This window comes from Acidobacteriota bacterium, assembly GCA_026707545.1.
In the GTDB taxonomy this organism is placed as follows: Bacteria; Acidobacteriota; Thermoanaerobaculia; order Multivoradales; family Multivoraceae; genus Multivorans.
Genome location: JAPOWR010000001.1, coordinates 2,233,914 through 2,250,708 on the forward strand (window position 1 = coordinate 2,233,914; position 16,795 = coordinate 2,250,708).

The window sequence follows — 16,795 nt, forward strand, 5'->3', positions numbered from 1 at the left end:
CGGCGCGCTAGCCGCGAGCGTCAGCCGGCCTGCTGCACCGCGGCCACCGCGGCGTCACGATCGGCCACGATGTTGACGATCAGGCTGAAGCCGCTGACTTCGAACAGCTCCTTCACCTCGTCGTTCAGGCCGCAGACGGCGAAACGTCCGTCCTTCGCCTGGAGAGCCCTGGCAACGACCAGCACCACACGAAGGCCGGCGCTGCTCATGTAGCGGGTGCGGCTCAAGTCCAGGACGACGTGCACGCCCCCTTCCCCGATCTTCTCCGTCATGGCCTGCTCCAGGTCAGGCGCACTGGAGGCGTCGACGCGCCCTTCAGGGGCCCAGACGACCGCGTCCCCGATCTTCGTGCTCTCGATCACGCCAAATGCTCTCCCGGTCTCAATAGAAGGGGTGGTGGGCCGTCGCCGTGGCGGCGGCGATGTCCTGAACCGACTTCTGGATCGCCCGGCTCATTGCCTGGCCGATCAGATCGAAGCCGCGGACCAACTCGATCCTCGCGGCCGCGTGCCGCAGCTCCTGCGGGCTGAGAATGACCTGGAAGGCGTTCGAGGCGTCGGCCAGGCAGATCAGGGCCACGTCCCTCGGCGCCGGTATCCGGTCGCTCAACAGGACATCCAGAATTCGCAGTTTCACTTCCCGCTCTTCCCGGTCATCGACCATCGGGTAACGCCTGCGACCGAACACCCACAGGAAACTCCGGTCTTCGACGCGGAGGATCTGACGCTCGACCAGGCGCTTGAGCGCCGCTTCCTGGATTTCCTTGCTCCGGGCCGAGAGCCTGACGACCCAGGTGCGTGGATCGGCCTCATCGTCGGAACCGGCGATCTCCTCCAATGGACCGTCGAGGATCTCCTCGCCGACCGGCGTCGGATCGACAACGACCATTTTCTGCAGGTCGCAGTCGACTCGGCCGCGTAGCGCGAGGTCCATCAGGATGGCGCCGGCGATGAGCAGTTCCATCACGTTCGGCGCGACCCGCTTCATCGCGCCGGTGTCATCGTCGAGGAGAAGGAGGAGGATCTCCTCGACGAACGTCAGATGGGGGCTCTCAGTCAATTGGCTCGTACCGTTCCGCGGTCAGGCTCCCAGGCGCCCGACCGCTGCCGTGCATCCTACAATGCTCCCGCGTCCCCTCAGATTCCCGCCGGTTCCACGTGCCCGCTCGGTTCCCTGCTGTCGCTGCTCACGGCGACCGTGAGCACATCCGTGTCGTGATACTGCTGGTGCTGAACCGATGACGCGAAGTGACGGAGCAGCCGCAGCGACAGCTCGTTCTCGATCGGAGCGGGCGCCTCGGGAGTCATGAGCACCATCCGATCCTCGATGTTCCTCCCGCCCGGGGCCGCGACGAACTCGAGTTCGGCCGCCTGACGGTCGACGCGCGCCAGGAGGAGCAGGCGGCGCTTCGCACCCCGCTCCGCTTCCTCGTCTCCGCCCACCAGACTGAGCAGGGCCTCCTCGCCCGCCGACAAGAGGCGCTCCGCCGCCTCCTCGCCCCACTTGGCACGCGCTGCCTGCGCGCGCAGGAAACCGCCGATCCTGGCGGCGGCTGCCGTGCTGACCTCGGCCTCCAGGCGCCTGCGACGCGGCCTGGTCGATTCGAGGAACGCGGTCAGGCAGATCGCCGTGAGTCCACCCGCCGTCATGCCGTTGCCCAGTATGGACGCGGCCCAGCCGCCGAGCTGATCGGCGAAGATGAGGTCGTTCTCGAAGCCGACGCCGATCCAGAAGGACACGCCGATCACGAGCGCCTTGCGGTAGTCGATCCCTCCGTGACCGGCGATCCTGGCGCCGAGCACGAAGAGGATCGCGATCAGCACCAGCCCGTAGGCGCCGACGACCGGACCGGGAATCGCGAGGACCAGGGAGAGTGCCTTGGGCAGGAAAGCCAGACCGAGGAAGATGATCCCGATCCACATCCCTACCCGGCGTGAGGCCACACCGGTGAGTTCCGTGACCGAGATGCTGCTCGAGTACGTCGTGTTCGGCACGGTGCCGGCGATGCCCGAGAGCAGGTTGCCAAGTCCATCGGCGGCGACGGCGCCCTGCACGGCCCGGTAGTCAGGCGCCCGCGGCGTCCGCCACGAGACGCGCTGGATACCCACGGCATCACCGATCGTCTCGACCGCGCCGATCAACGTCACGATGACGAAGCCGGGCAGCAACGCCCAGAAAGCCGGCCCGAAGGACAGGTCGAACCCGGGCCAGCCGCCGGCCGGGGCACCGATCCACGCAGCCGCGGCCACCTGCTCGAAGTCGTAGAGCCCAAGAGGCACGGCAACGATCGAGCCAGCCACGACGCCCGCGACCGGCGCCCACAGCCGCCCGATCCCCCTGGCCCGAAGGCCGAACGCCGCCATGACCGCGATGGCCACGACGAACGTGACCGGAGCGGCGGCACGGGGCGCATCGTCGGGAACCAGGGTCAACTGGTTGAACATGATCGGCATCACGCTGACCGAGATCAGCATGATGACCGTGCCCGTGACGGTCGTCGTGAACAGCCGGCGCAGCAGCAGAAGCCGAGCGGACAGTAGGAACTGGAACAGCGACGAGACGATGACCAGCTTGGCGAGGAGCATGGGACCGCCCTGGCTCAGGGCGGCGATGCTGACCGCAATGAAGGCGCCGGACGTGCCCATGAGCAGGATGTAGCCGGCGCCGATCCGCCACAGACGCACGGCCTGCAGGATCGTGGCGATGCCGCTCACGAAGATGGCCGCGAAGACCGCCCAAGCCAGGTACTCATCGCTGCCGCCCGCGGCGCGGACGATGATCGCCGGGGTCAGCACGATCCCCGCGACACAGAGCGTGGCGTACTGGAGGCCCATCGTCGCGGCGAGTGGCGTCGGCGTCCGCTCGTCCGCCTCGTAGCGAACCCCCGCTCCCGGAGCCTTGGCCGCCGCGCTCATGACTGGTACAGCGCCGCGTCGGACCTCCACGGGGACCGCTGGCCGGTGTAGACCGGCGGGCCGTTGCGGAAGTGCGAAGCCTCGTCGAGCGTCTCGACGAAGGGCATCTGCCGCGGGTAGAGATCGCCGTCGCCGCGCGGCCGGGGCCCCGCCTTGGAGACGTGGCCCCAGAGAGAATGGCCGACGACTTCCTCCGCGATCCAGGCGGCCTCGATCAGCTTGTCGAGCCTGTAGCCGGTCTCGATGCCCAGTTCGTGGCAGAAGTCGACGAAGTCCTCCGTCGGCACGTGCCCGGCGGCACGGCCGTTGCCGCAGTACGGGCAACCGCCCATACCGCCGATCGAGGTGTCGAACTCACGCACACCGAGCTTCAGCGCCTCGTAGTAGCTGACCATCGACGCCCCACGCGTGTTGTGCAGGTGGCAGTGGAAGTCCGTGATCTCTGGCCAGCGCTCGCGGATGGCGACCAGCGTCTCGCGCACGGTGTGCGGCATGTTCCAGCCCATCGCCTCGATAATCGAGCAGCGCGTGACCCGGAAGCCCGCCTGATGCCAGCGGTCGATCATCAGCGCCAGCAGGTCGAGCCGCTGCTCGAGCGAGAAGGCGCCCTCGAAGTTCGATCCGAACGGATTGCCGATCGCCACCGCGCCGGTTTCGAAGCCGCGCGCACGCGCCTGTTCGATCATCGCCGGAATCCGCTCGATCTGCTGCGCCTGGGTGACGTTGTAGTTGCGGCGGGCGAACGTGTCGCACAACTCGACGTGGGTGCCGATCCGGCGCTGCCTGACATCGAGCTTCGGATACCAGCGGTCCGCGCGCTCGAACCCGTACTTGTTGAAGATCGCCGCCGTGTACCGAACACCCGGCCTGGGCACGAAGCGTTCGGCGATCTCGTCGATGCAGGCCATCTGGGGGGTCCACTTGGGATGGGCGTAGGAGCCGATCGAGATCACCTTGGCACCGGTCTCGCCCAGCGCATCGAGCAACCGCAGCTTGTCCTCCACCGGAATGTCCGCGCTCTCGATCTGCAGACCCTCCCTCATCGTGTCGTCCGTGATGGTCACGGACTTCGGCAACTGACTCATCGGCTGGCACCTCCGCCTGTTTCGAGACCGGCACTTCGTGGAACGGGAAGCAGTTACCTTATCCCCGGCCCGTGGAAGGCGCGTCGGCAACAGGAATTGCTGTGTCAGGATCCTCCCCGTGCGAGGAAACCGGCTTGCCTACCTGATCCTCGCCGCCGCCGCAATCGCGGTACTGCTGCCCGGCATCGGCAGCCGCGACCTCTGGAATCCCGACGAGCCGCGCTACGCGGAAGTCGCCCGGGAGATGCTCGAGCCGCCACTCGCACTGGAGCACTTCCTGGTACCGCGCCTGAACGGCGAGACCTACACCCACAAGCCGCCGCTCCACTTCTGGAACATCGCGCTCTTCGGCGCTCTCAGGGGTGGCGTCGACGAGGTCGCGGCGCGCCTTCCGTCTCTCTTCGCCGGAGTCGGCGCCGTTCTGGTCGTCTTCGCGCTCGCCGCGCGCCTCTTCGATCGGGCGACGGCCTGGCTCGCGGCGCCGGTTTTCCTCACCTCGGGCCTGGTCATGTGGAACAGCCGGGTCGGCCAGATCGACATGACGCTCACGTTCCTCGAACTGCTGGCGATCCTGTGCTGGGCGCGCACACGCTTCGGTTCTTCCGGCGGGGCCGCCCCAGGCCGCAGCTCCCAGGCGTACCTTCCCTTCTTCGCGTGCACCGGTCTGGCCACACTGGCGAAGGGCCCCGTGGGGCTGGTCGTACCCCTGCTCGCCGTCATCCTGTTTCTCGCCTTCGAGCGCGACCGCGCCGGCATCGCCGAGCTTCGGCTCGGCCGCGGACTGCTGCTCTGGGCGGTCATCGTCCTGGCCTGGTTCGGCCCCGCGGTGTGGCTGGCAGGGCGCTCCTACTTCGACGCCCTCGTGCTCGACCAGACCCTGTCGCGCTACGCTGGCGCGACCTACCATCCGAAACCCTGGCACTACTACTTCCAGACCCTTCCCGGCACGTTCGCGCCCTGGACGCTGCTGGCTCCGGTCGCGATCTACGCCGCCTTCCGCCAATCCCGCGAGGAGCCCGGGAGTCGCCAGGGTCAGGCGGTCCGTTTCCTGCTGATCTGGATCGCCGGCACGTTCGTGTTCTTCAGCCTCTCGGGCGGCAAGCGAACCGTGTACCTGCTGGCCCTTTCAGCGCCCCTGGCGATGCTGACCGCCCACGGCGTGCTCCTCATCCGCGACCGCTGGCCCCGCTACCGGGCGGCGTTCCTGACGTCGGCGGCAGCAGTGCTCGTGCTCTTCGCCGTCCTGGTCGCGGCCGTGCCGACGGCGGCCGGCGACCTGCCCGAAGGCACGATCTCGGCGGGCACGATCACGGAGCTGCAAGTGATGGCCGCCCTGCCCCTGGTTGCCGGCGCGGCCGGCCTCTGGTTCGCGGCGCGTCGCCGTCCCGATCTGCTGATACCCTGCCTTGCAACTGGCCTCGGACTCGCCATGTCGGTCACCGCGGTGCGGTTGCTGCCTCTGGGCGACGCCTTCAAGTCGGCGCGCGCACTCTCGCGCGACCTCGTCCAGTGGGCGGAACCCGACGAGCCTTACGCGATCTACCCTGTTCCCGATGCCGCGTTCCTCTTCTACACCCAGCGTTTCGCCGTTGATCTGCACGGCGGCACCCAGGTCCATGACCAGGGGGACGAAGAAGCTCTACGACGGTTCGTGGCCCGCACCGACAAGAACGTCTGGCTACTCATCGAACGGGACAACCTGGACGCCCTGGATCCGCCGCTCGGGCTGGTAGAGGTGAGCCGGGACCACGATCCACGTCAGGGCCACATCCTGCTAACAACTCCGGAAGCCGCCGCCCGCCTGGCGGACTCGAAAGCGCAACCATGAACGACACGGACAGCCTGGGTCTGGCTCCCGACCTGGCCACGGATACCACGGTGCCGCGGTTGGTCCAGGGCAGCGGCGCCGAGGCACAGGCCATCGCTCCGCCGCGGCCCGAACCGCGCCGCCGCTTCGGCCCACTCAGCCGCCGGCTCGCAGACCAGGGCCTGTTCCTGTTTCGGCACCGGGGCTTGTTCGTTGTCTTTCTCCTGCCGCCGGCGCTGCTCGCGGTATTGGAACGGCGATCCGCAGCCCTTCCCCAGGATCCTGGCCTCGGTTGGCTCGCGGCCTGCCTTGCGGTCTCCCTGGTCGGCATGGCCGTGCGAGCAGCCGCTGTCGGATCGGCTCCACCCGGCGCCTCCACCCGCAGCCTCAGAGCCCCGAGCGCCAGCCGCCTCAACACATCCGGCATGTACTCTCTCAGCCGGCATCCCGTCTACCTCGGCAACCTGTTCGTGCTGCTCGGGTTCGCGCTCGCGGTCAGGTCGTGGTGGTTCGTGCTCACCGCCGCGCTGGTCTACTGGCTGCTCTACGAGCGCGTCATCGCCGCCGAGGAGCGATTCCTGGTCCAGCGTTTCGGCGTCGCCCACCGCCGCTGGGCCGAGCGCACGCCGACGTTTTGGCCCCGGCCCCACCTGTGGCGGCCGCCGGAGACACACTTCAGCTGGCGGACGGTTCTACTGCGCGAGTACAACTCGTTCCTGCTGATCGCCGCGATCCTCGTGTTCCTGCGCTGGGTAGACCAGGTGATCGTCCGCGAACTGGCCGCCGGCGTCTGGTTCAGGCAGGATCTTCCCCTCACCGCCTCGGTGCTGGCGCTTGCGGTCGTCGTCGCCGTCATGCGGCGGATCCGCAAGCGGGGGCGCTCCGGGCACTGATCCCTTCGGGCAACCGGCGTCCAGCCGATGGAAGCAATGACGGCCGGAATCCGTTGACGTACATGACCGTAACGCCGATGACCGTCTGTCTCAGAGTCGCCGCCCTCACCGCGCTCCTGCTGGTCGTCGCTGGCGGCGCGCCGTTGGCCGACGAGACCGGCGACTCCGCCCCGCCCGAGCCTCTCGACGTCCAGTTCGTCCGCTGGCTGGAGCGCGTCGGGCCACTGATCAGTGAAGAGGAGCGGGCGTTCTTCATCGGCCTCCCCGAGGACTACCGGCGCGAGGCGTTCATCCAGGCCTTCTGGAAGGCCCGCGACCCGGATCCACGGACACCGCTGAACGAACTGCGCGTGCTCTGGGAGGATCGCGTGGACGCGGCGCTCAGCCAGTGGGGCACGCTCGAGGATGCCCGGGCCCTCTTCTACCTGCTGAACGGCCCGCCGGGACGGTTCGTCCTGCCCGACGGACGCACCGCGTCATACTGCCTCTCGCGCGGCAGCGAGCTGGAGATCTGGTTCTACGGCGGCAGCGACCGCACACCGCGCCACTTCGTCGTCATCTTCGTGCGCACGAGCAGGAACCGGCCTTACCAGTTCTGGCACAAGAGCGCGGTACGGCGTCCAACGGCCCGTCGCGGCCTGCCGACGACGAACATCAGGGTGCTCTGCGCGGACGAGTGGTTCGGCTGGGCCGCCCAGGCGCTGCAGCGCGACCTCGCCAGCACCGGAGTCCTGGAAGAAGTCTCGACGCCTCCCGAGCCTCCCGCGGAGTGGCTGGCCACCTTCGCCGCCTTCAACACCGACGTCCCGGCAGGTGCCCCTCGCTTCGACGTCGACCTCGAGTGGGACTTCCCGGGCCGCAACCAGACGCGGACGGTGACGCACGGACTCGTGCTGGTTCCGAACGCCAGCGCGGGCCGCAGGACCTTCCAGGAGCGCGAGTACCACAGCTTTCACATGACCGGCGAAGTGATCAGGGACGATCACCTGTTCGAGACCTTCCGCTACCGCTTCGAGCTTCCCGCGGGCAGCAAAGGCGAGGAGGCGCGGATCCCGCTCGTCTTCACCCGCTACCTGCGTCCGGGCGAGGTCCAGGTCCGGCTCAAGATCGAGGACGTCTTCGGCCAGCAGTTCGCGGTCGTCAATGAGACGGTCGACGTGCCGAACCTCGAGCAGGCGCAATCGCTGCGCAAAACGATCCTGGAGACGTTCCCGGCCCTCGCCGAGGCGAACGAGGCCGCGTCCCGCGGCGAACGCCTGCTGCGGCTGGTGCCGCCGCGAGACGAACGCCTGCGAGTCGGCATGGTCCGATTCTCCACGCACGCGATCGGCGACTTCGACGCCGTCGCCTTCTCGCTCGACGGCCGCGAGATCCTGCGCAAACGCCGGCCCCCCTATGGTGTGGAACTGAACCTCGGTTCCCATCCGACCGAGCACCGGATCCGGGTGGAAGGCCTCAAGGACGGCGAGGTCGTCGCCTCGGACGAGATGTCCGTCAATCGCGGCGGCCAGCGCTTCCGCGCCCGGTTCATCGAGCCGCGCTCCGGCGAACAGTATCTGCAAAGCACCCGCGCCGTCGTCGAGATCGCGGTGCCGGACGGCGAGGAGATCGAGCGACTTGAACTGTTCCTGGGCGAGGAGCGGATCGCCACGCTCTACCAGCCGCCCTGGGTCCAGCCGGTCGTGCTCGACGGGCCAAACCTGACCTACCTTCGAGCGGCCGCTTTTCTCGCCGACGGCAGCAGCACGGAGGACGTCGTCTTCATCAACAGCCCGAACCCGATCGAGCGGATCGACGTGCAGTACATCGAGCTTTTCGCCAGCGTCGTCGACGAAAGCGGACGACCGGTCCCCGGACTGGAGCAGGATCACTTCGCGGTCACCGAAGACGGTGTTCCGCAGACAGTCCGACGCTTCGAATGGGTCGACGACACGCCCTTCCACGCGGGCCTCCTGATCGACACCTCCGCTTCGATGGAGGAATCGATCGAAGAGGTCCGCACCGCCGCGCGCCGGTTCGTGGACACGGCTCTTCAACCCAAGGATCGAATGGCGATCCTCACGTTCGCCAACCGCACCCAGGTCGAGAGCCGGTTCACGAAGAACACGGGCCAGCTCGCACGGGCGCTCTCGGGCCTCAAGGCGACCGGCACGACCTCGCTCTACGACAGTCTGGTCTACGCACTCAGCTACTTCGACGGCATCAGCGGCCAGAAGGCGCTGCTCCTCCTGTCCGACGGCCGGGACGAGAACAGCTCGTTCACGTTCGAGAGCGCCCTCGAGACCGCGCACCGATCCGGCGTGACGATCTACGCCATCGGACTCAAGAAGGCGGCGACGGACAGAACCACCCGTCGAGTCCTCGAGCGCATCGCGGGAGAGACCGGTGGCCAGGCGTTCTTCATCGATCAGGTCAGCGAACTCGACGCGATCTACCGGCAGATCGAACGGGAACTCAGGAACCGCTACCTGCTCACCTACCAGTCGACGAGCACGAAGCCGGACAGCGAGTTCCGCGTGGTGCGGGTCGAAGTGGACCGCCGCGGCGCCGACGTGCGGACGATGGCGGGGTACTACCCCTAAAAGCGGCCTGGCAGGGCCCTACACCGCCAGCGCGTCCTCGCCGAACCGTTCCATCGCCTCCAGCGTCTCCCGCACGTCGTCCCAACCCGTCGAGTGGTTGATGATGCAGAGCCGCAACGCGAACGTCCCGTGCAGACTTGTCGACGAAACGAACGCGCGGTCATCCCAGAAGAGACGCGCGAGTACCTCCCGGTTGACGTTCTCGAGCGTCCCGTCGTCCAGACCGGCGCCTTCAGGGTTGACGCGCATGCAGACGATGCCTAGCGTCGCGGGCGCCTGCAGCTCCAGGGTCCGGCTCTCCCGAACGTACTCCTCGGCCCGCTTCGAAAGCTCCATCCCCTTCGAGACGGCCCGTCTGAACGCGGACATGCCGAACGTCTGAATCGACATCCAGATCTTCAGGGCGCGGAACGACCGGCTCAGTTGCAGGCCGCGGTCGTCGAGGTTCGGATGGTGCGCTCCCCAGACCGTGTCCTGGAGAACCGTCGTGCTGAAGGCGAAGACTCTCTCCAGCGTCCGGACGTCCTTCACCAGGAGGCAGCCCACCTCGTACGGCTGGAACAGCCACTTGTGGGGGTCGAGCCCGATCGAGTCGGCTCGCTCGATTCCGGTGAGAAGCTCCCCGCCCTTCTCCGTGATCGCCGCGAAGCCGCCGTAGGCGGCATCCACGTGAAGCCAGATGTCCTCCGCCTGGCAAAGGTCCGCCATCGCCTGGAGGGGATCGATCGCTCCCGTGCTGGGCGCCCCGGCATTGGCGCAGATTGCCAGGGGCGTGAAGCCCGCGGCACGATCCTCCGCAACCGCACGCGCGAGGGCCTCCACATCCAGGCGGAACGCACTGTCCGTCGGGATCTCGCGAATGCCCTCCGGCCTGACGCCGACGATCACCGCGGCACGCGCCTGTGCGCTGTGGCTCTGGTCGCTCATGTACACCGTTGGGCGCTCGGGATTGCCCGCCGCTTCCCTGGCCGCCACGAAGGCGTCGACGCTGGCGGCGGAACCGCCGCTCGTCAGCAACCCGCCCGAGCTGTCCGGATAGCCCAGCCAGCGCCGGAACCAGTCCAGGACGACGAGTTCGACCTGGCTCGGACCGCTGGCAACCAGCCAGGTGCAGGCGTTCACGTTCCAGGCGGAGGCCAGAAAATCCGCTACCACGCCGGGCCACGTCGGCTCCGACGGAACGAAACCGAAGCAGCGGGGGTGGTCCAGCCGGGTCGTCATCGGCAGGATGTCCTCCACGACCCGCTGCAGGACCCCCTCGGCCGGGTGCCCCTCCTCCGGCGGACCCTCGAGCAATAGCCGCTCGAGCCCTTCCTTGAACTCGCCGTCCCAAGCGCTCTCGTCAGGCAAGCTCTCGATCCGGGCCACCGCGAGTTCCGCGGCCTTTCCGGCCAGAGCCAGCATGTCTTCCTGCGACATCCGGAGGTCGGAGCGGCGTGGTCCCATGCCCGACCATTCTAGTCACCTACCGAAAGGGGGGTGCGACCTCCTCGATGAACCGGTCGAGGACCTCCTTCTGGCGTTCCTTCGCGCCCAGGTTGAACGCCGGCACGATGAACTCGTGGACTCCGGCGTCGCCGTAGGCACCGACCGCGTCGACGATCTCCGATACGCCGCCGATGTTCGACGGCATTCCCGTGCCGCGTGCCCGCACCTTGGCCAGAAACGCCTCGTCGTCGCTCAGGAAGAGCAGCGCCACGGCGGAGCGCTCGATCTCCGCCGGGTCCCGTCCCACGTTCTCGCAGTGGGCGTCGAGCACCGTCATCTTGTGCTTGAGGATGTCCGCCGTACCCCAAACGTTCCACTCGTCGGCGTGCTGGGCGGTGATTCGCAGGGTCACCTTCTCGCCGCCGCCGCCGATCATCAGCGGCAGCGGGTCCTGGACCGGCTTGGGCTCGAGCGGCGCATCGACGAGTTGGTAGGCCTCGCCAACGTAGCTCGCCCTCTGCGAGCCGTAGAGCGCCTTGATCGTCCGGCAGGCCTCGTCCAGGCGGCGGAGCCGCTCGCCCATCGTGTAGAACGGGATGCCGTAGGCGAGGTGCTCGTTCTCCTGCCAGCCAGCGCCGAGGCCGAGCACCACCCGGCCGCCCGAGATGTGGTCGATCGTCGCCGCCATCTTCGCCAGCACCGCCGGATGCCGGTAGGTGTTGCCCGTGACCAGCGGACCGAGACGCACGCGTGGCACCGCCGCCGCCAGAGCAGCGATTGTCGTCCAGCTCTCCGCCCACGGCGCCGATGTGTCCTCGCCGTTCGGCATGAAGTGGTCGGCGTACCAGATGCCGTCCCAGCCGGTCGCCTCGACGTGCCGGGACATCTCCAGCAAGTCGGACCAGGGCATCGTCGGGGCGGGCCAGTAGCTGAATCGCATTCGCGGGACTCCGTGCGGTCACGTGAGCGGTGAGGGCGCGTACCCTACCGCGCATCCTCGAGTCAGAAGCTGTACTTCATCCCGAAGCTGACACCCCACATGCTGAGGTCGCCGGTAGACATCACGTAGGTGACGTCGGTCCCGCCGGGGCTTCGGCTCGAGTGGTGGCTCCGGAGCTGGTCCCAGGGCAGCCTGCCGGTCTCGAAGTCGCCGTACTCGACCAGACGCGCCTTGATGCCGAGCCTTACCGAGTCGTTCACCGAGAAGTCGACTCCCGCCAGCAACTGGTAGGCGGACACGCTGTCCTGGAGCTTCGTGTTCGCAATGGTCGTCGTCCCCGCGACGATCCGCCGCAGGCTCTCCTCGTCCGGATGGCCGGCGAACGTCGTGATGGCGTCGGGATTGCCGTTCCGCTTCCACCGGTTGAAGTAGTCGATCGAAGCATCCGCGGTGCCGAGGCCGAGGCCGACGTACGGCGAGACTCTCGCGCCCGGCGTGAAGTCCCAGTAGGCGTTGGCGAAGAAGCTCTCGTACTGCACGGTCTCGATCCGGGTTTCCGCGATCTCGAGTTCCTGTTGCGCCTTGTCCACCGTCACATCGTCGGTCGCCGCCAGATCGGCCACCGCGTCGTAGGTCAGTGCCGAGTGGGTGTACTCGAGTTCGGCGCGGATGTTGCCGAAGCGATAGCCGACCGCGAGGCCGCCCATCATCCCGGAGTCGCTGCCGCCCATGTCCGAAGACCATGCCGAGGGCGGAGGATCGCAGCCCGCGTTCGTGCCGTCGATCGGCACGATCCAGCCGTCACAGGTGGTCGCGACGTCGTTGTCCGTGCCGTCCAGGGTCATGGACGCGCCGCTGCCGATGCCCAACTCCAACCCAAGGTAGGGACCGTTCTGTGCCTCGGCGATCCCCGTGGAAGCGGTGCCCAGGAGTGGCGGCAGCAGGCACACGACCGTCCCGATCCAACTACTACATCTCATTCTCGGTCCCTCCAGTGACTCACGCGCACCCTACCCGTCGCCCTTCCGCCGCCGACACGTACGCCGAGTACAGCACCCGCACGACCTCCAGGCCAAGCTCGCCGTCCGACTCGGCGGCCACGCCGTCCAGCAGGTTGGCGGCGAACGCCTGGCACATGCCGAGCTGGCCCGATGTCCAGTCCTCGTCCGGCATCGGCGTCGTCCAGCCGGCGCCGGAGTCGATCTTCTCCATGATGTAGGCGTCGTCGAAGACGTTCCCGTCCGGCGTGTACGCGCGGAGCATGTCGTTCGGGCTCAGACTGAGCCTCAACCGACAGTTGCTGGCAAACAGATCGAGGCCGCTTTCCATTCCACCGAGGACGTGATCCCCGCCCCAGGCGACGGCGCGTGAACCGTCGTCGAAGCCGATGGTGGCGCAGCCCCAGTTCTCGACCTCGCCCCAACCGCCGGCGACGCGGAGTTCGTCCGCCGACACGCCGGCGACCGCGCTCAGATCCGCGGTCTCGGCGCTGACCCAGGCGGGTCGTACCGGCTTACCCGACCGCCGTAACCCTTCCACCCGCTTCAGGTGGAGCATGGCGCCGACCGGATGGGCAGCGAGCCGGATCAGGGCGCCGCCGCCTGTGTGCCGCCAGACCCGCGAGTAGGGAGAGTGAGAGCCGCTGTGGCACTCGCCGCCCCGCATCTCGAGCAGAACCGCGTCCGCCTTTTCCAGCAGGCCGAGCGCGCGGCGGAACGCGGGAGCGTAGATCCAGTTCTCGCCGTAGAGAAGCTGCACGCCGGCGCGCTTCGCCGCCTCGACCATGGCACGCGCGTCCGCTTCGGCGGCTTGCAGCATCTCGCAACGGTCGCGAGCGGCAACGTCGGCGTCGCTCGCGTCCTCCGGCAGATCCTGGCCGGTGTAGGCGGTCAGGGGCTTCGTGCAGATGACGTGCTTGCCGGCCGCGGCGGCAGCTTCGGTCATGTCGCGGTGCAGGCGGTTGGGGACGCAGAGATCGACGACGTCGATCGAAGGATCCGAGAGCATGTCGTCGAGGTCGTCGAAGACGGCCGGCACGTCGAAGCGCTGTGCGTAGTCCTCGGCGTGTTCGCGGCGGCGCGAGACGACGCCGCCGACGCTCGCCGAGACGACCTGCTTCCAGCAGCGCGCCCTGGTTTCGGCGAGGAACCCGGCGCCGACGATCCCAACTCGCAACTGCCGCGACTCCCCCATCGACTCGCGGGAGCATAGCCGCCGCACCGGCCTCTGCTACCCTCCGCAACCGATGCTGGACCGGCCCGGCTCGCCGCTCGCCACCGTCAACGCCCTCGCGCTGACGTGCGCCATCCTGCTTGCGGGCGCCTGGGACGCGAACAATCACGGCCACGACGCCGTCGAGACGAACGCCACCCACTGCACGGTCGATCACGACGCCGAGGCTTCGGCAGCCGCGAGCCACGCCACCGTCGGCACGGCCGCGGCGGCGCACGACCATTCCTGCATCGCCTGCCAGCTCGGCCGAGCCACGACCAACCAGGTCGGCAAACGCCTGGCCACGAAGCCCCCGGACCTTCCGTCGACCGCGCTGAGGTCGGAGGGTCCAGGCAGGTTCGAGAGCGGCGAGCACCGGCAGCGGACGGCCCGCGGACCGCCCAAGGGCTGAGTCGACACCGCCTCCGACCCTAGGGTCGGCCTTGCAGCGTCGCAGAGGGGCGCACCGCCGATCGTAGCGGTGTGCTTCCGGGCCGCTGCGCCCCAGCCAACGACCGCCACCCATCGACTCGAATCGACGACGACAGGACCTTCTCGCCATGCACTCTCTTCGACCCAGGAACTCTCTTCTGCTCGCCTTCCTCCTTCTCTTGCCGCTCCCCGCCCTAGCACGGGACGGCGACGTCTCGGGCACCGTGACCGATCAGACCGGCGCCGCCCTGCCGGGCGTGACCGTGGAGGCAGCGAGCCCGGCCCTCGCCGACGGCCCCCGCTCCGCCAGGACGGACGCCGAAGGATCCTTCGTCATCGGCAATCTGCCCGCCGGGGACTACTCGGTCTCCTTCAGTCTCAGCGGCTTCGACACCCTGAACCGGGACGGCGTGTCGATCTCCGGTGCCGGCGGCGCGAACCTGGATGTCCGCCTGCGAATCGAGAGTCTCATCCAGGAGGTCACGGTCGTCGGAAGCAAGCTGGGCACGGGCAGGCAGGAGTTCGGCGTCAGCGTCGCCCATCTGGGCGCCGACCGCATCGACTCCGACGCGATCGTCAACGTCGAGGACGCCTTCCACCGGGCCGCGAACGTCTACGTCGGCGCCGCCGAGCAGGGCGGCTACGCCATCCGCGGGGTGAACAACAGCGGCCTGGAGTCCGACCACTCCAACGGCACCGCCCTGGCCTCCGTCCTCGTCAATCAACTGGCGCTCGCACCGCGCACGAGCGACCATCTGAACCCGTCCCTGTTCGACGCCGAGTCGGTGGAGATCCTCCGTGGACCCCAGTCGACCCTGCAGGGGCCGAACTCCCTGATCGGGTCGGTGCTCATCAACTACAACCGGCCCGCGTTCGACGGCTACGACGGACGCGTCCGGGTCGAGGGCGGCAGTCTCGATACGGAGCGGATCCAGTTGATGCAGAACGTCGAGCTCGTCGACGGGATTCTCTCCGCGCGCGTCGTCCACGAGGACCGCTACATCCGCGGAGCGGTCTCGAACATCGTGAACGGCGCCGACGACCGGCACCGCACGGACGTCGAGACGACCCGCGTTCTGCTGGCCTTGAGACCGCGGGCCGACGAGAGCCTCCGGTTCGACCTCACCTGGCTCCGGAGCGACTCGGACTCGATCCCCTGGGGCTACCACATGGAAGACCCGGCACGGGGGATCACGATGGAGGACCGGCAGCAGGTCTGGAACCGCGAGGACGCGTTTCCTTCCAAGATCGACCTCCTGAACCTGGAGGCGCACATCGACCTCGGCGAGCGCTGGGCCCTCGACGCCGTCGTCGGCGCGAGCGAGTTCGACGGCGCGCAGCTCTTCGACGCCGACTTCACGCCCTGGGACATTCTGAACGTCGACGCGTGGAGCCAGGACGACGTCGCGAGCCAGGAGATCCGCGCCTCGTACCGCGGCGCCGGCGTGAACGTTCTGCTTGGCGCCTTCCACTCGCGGTCCGACTTCGGCTACGGCTTCACAGGCGCCGGCTTCTTCCCCGACGGACTGGGCAACATCGTTCCCTTCAACCGGACGACCAGATTGACCGAGGACGTCGAGCAGACCGACTTCTTCGGACGGATCGAGTGGGATGCGACGGATCGGGTGCACCTGACCGGGGGCGTCCGGCTCAGCCGTGACTCCAGGGCCAACGTCAACTTCGCGGACAACAACGGCTTCATCACCGAGCTGGACGCCGAGACGGACTTCGAACAGGTGCTCCCATCCGCCTCGGTGACCTTCGACGTGGCCCAGAACACCTCGCTGGGCGCGTCGTACGCACGCGGCTTCAAGGCCGGCGGGTTCGCCTTCGGGCTCCTGCTCGGGCTGGCGGAGCCGTTCGACGAAGAGTTCACGGACAACTTCGAGTTGTTCCTGAGGCACCGCATCGCCAACGGCCGCATGATCCTGAACGCGAACCTCTACCGGATCGACTGGACCGATCAGCAGATTCCGTACACGCCTCCGGGAGGTTTCCCGCAGTTCGACTCATTGGTCGCGAACGCCGGCGAGTCGCTTCTTCAGGGCCTCGAGATCGAGACCGAGGTCTTCGTCAGCAACGCGCTGAGCCTCTTCGGGTCGCTCGGCATCTCGGACTCCGAGTTCGTGCACTTCGTCCTCGACGGCGTGGACTACGCCGGCAGGGCGTTGCCGCAGGCGCCCTCGTGGAGCGCCTCCGCGGGTCTGAACTGGCGCTCGCCGGCGGGCTGGTTCGCCGGCGGAACGCTGAGCTACGCCGACGACGCCTACAGCGAACTGGCGGCGCCGGAGATCACGCGGCTGAAGACCCGGACGCTGCTCGACGGCCGGTTCGGCTACCGGCGCGGCGGCTGGGCGCTCTACGCCTGGGGCAAGAACCTGCTCGACCACCAGTACGAACGCCAGTTGTACAACGGCGCTCCGTTCGGACTGCCGGGCGCCTACGGCATCTTCGGTCGGCCACGGTCGGCCGGTGTCGGCATCGACTTCAACTGGTAAGGAG

General features: G+C 68.1%; 13 protein-coding genes. 5 read left to right on the forward strand and 8 right to left on the reverse strand.

Annotated elements, in window-relative coordinates:
* Positions 1–20: 20 nt before the first annotated feature.
* The 4 genes from OXG83_08825 to OXG83_08840 all read right to left on the reverse strand — a co-directional run bounded on the left by OXG83_08825 (position 21) and on the right by OXG83_08840 (position 4,000).
* Entirely contained in the window at positions 21–362 is a 342-nt protein-coding gene (locus tag OXG83_08825) for an STAS domain-containing protein (protein MCY3965129.1), read from the reverse strand.
* Positions 363–381: 19 nt separating this feature from the next.
* Positions 382–1,059: a GPP34 family phosphoprotein gene (locus OXG83_08830; protein MCY3965130.1), complete on the reverse strand. Its 678-nt coding sequence runs from the start codon at positions 1,057–1,059 to the stop codon at positions 382–384.
* A 77-nt stretch (positions 1,060–1,136) separates the two neighbouring features.
* On the reverse strand, positions 1,137–2,915 hold the full coding sequence (locus tag OXG83_08835; GenBank protein ID MCY3965131.1) for a hypothetical protein: 1,779 nt from the start codon (positions 2,913–2,915) through the stop codon (positions 1,137–1,139).
* The gene (locus OXG83_08840; GenBank protein MCY3965132.1) at positions 2,912–4,000 is read right to left on the reverse strand and encodes a citramalate synthase; all 1,089 of its coding nucleotides are present in this window, start codon (positions 3,998–4,000) and stop codon (positions 2,912–2,914) included. Before OXG83_08840 ends, OXG83_08835 begins: the two co-directional genes overlap by 4 nt.
* Positions 4,001–4,118: 118 nt before the next feature.
* Between OXG83_08840 and OXG83_08845 the strand changes: the two genes are divergently transcribed.
* From OXG83_08845 to OXG83_08855, 3 genes are all read left to right on the forward strand, one after another.
* Positions 4,119–5,828 (forward strand): glycosyltransferase family 39 protein, encoded by a 1,710-nt coding sequence (locus tag OXG83_08845; protein ID MCY3965133.1) that lies wholly within the window; start codon positions 4,119–4,121, stop codon positions 5,826–5,828.
* A complete protein-coding gene (locus OXG83_08850) occupies positions 5,825–6,700 on the forward strand; it encodes an isoprenylcysteine carboxylmethyltransferase family protein (GenBank protein ID MCY3965134.1) in 876 nt (291 codons plus the stop codon). The genes OXG83_08845 and OXG83_08850 overlap by 4 nt, the downstream gene beginning before the upstream one ends.
* A gap of 77 nt (positions 6,701–6,777) precedes the next feature.
* Positions 6,778–9,282 (forward strand): VWA domain-containing protein, encoded by a 2,505-nt coding sequence (locus OXG83_08855; GenBank protein ID MCY3965135.1) that lies wholly within the window; start codon positions 6,778–6,780, stop codon positions 9,280–9,282.
* An 18-nt stretch (positions 9,283–9,300) separates the two neighbouring features.
* Here the strand turns inward: OXG83_08855 and OXG83_08860 are convergent, their stop codons facing one another.
* The 4 genes from OXG83_08860 to OXG83_08875 form a co-directional block, all read right to left on the reverse strand.
* Entirely contained in the window at positions 9,301–10,728 is a 1,428-nt protein-coding gene (locus OXG83_08860) for an aminotransferase class I/II-fold pyridoxal phosphate-dependent enzyme (protein ID MCY3965136.1), read from the reverse strand.
* Between the two features lie 19 nt (positions 10,729–10,747).
* Positions 10,748–11,650, reverse strand: a complete 903-nt coding sequence (locus tag OXG83_08865) for a TIGR03560 family F420-dependent LLM class oxidoreductase (GenBank protein ID MCY3965137.1) — start codon at positions 11,648–11,650, stop codon at positions 10,748–10,750.
* Between the two features lie 62 nt (positions 11,651–11,712).
* On the reverse strand, positions 11,713–12,630 hold the full coding sequence (locus tag OXG83_08870) for an outer membrane beta-barrel protein (protein ID MCY3965138.1): 918 nt from the start codon (positions 12,628–12,630) through the stop codon (positions 11,713–11,715).
* A 19-nt stretch (positions 12,631–12,649) separates the two neighbouring features.
* Positions 12,650–13,825, reverse strand: a complete 1,176-nt coding sequence (locus tag OXG83_08875; GenBank protein MCY3965139.1) for a Gfo/Idh/MocA family oxidoreductase — start codon at positions 13,823–13,825, stop codon at positions 12,650–12,652.
* 70 nt (positions 13,826–13,895) lie between these two features.
* Between OXG83_08875 and OXG83_08880 the strand changes: the two genes are divergently transcribed.
* Together OXG83_08880 and OXG83_08885 are read left to right on the forward strand one after the other, a co-directional pair.
* Positions 13,896–14,273 (forward strand): hypothetical protein, encoded by a 378-nt coding sequence (locus tag OXG83_08880; GenBank protein ID MCY3965140.1) that lies wholly within the window; start codon positions 13,896–13,898, stop codon positions 14,271–14,273.
* A gap of 148 nt (positions 14,274–14,421) precedes the next feature.
* A complete protein-coding gene (locus tag OXG83_08885) occupies positions 14,422–16,791 on the forward strand; it encodes a TonB-dependent receptor (GenBank protein MCY3965141.1) in 2,370 nt (789 codons plus the stop codon).
* Positions 16,792–16,795 lie beyond the last annotated feature (4 nt).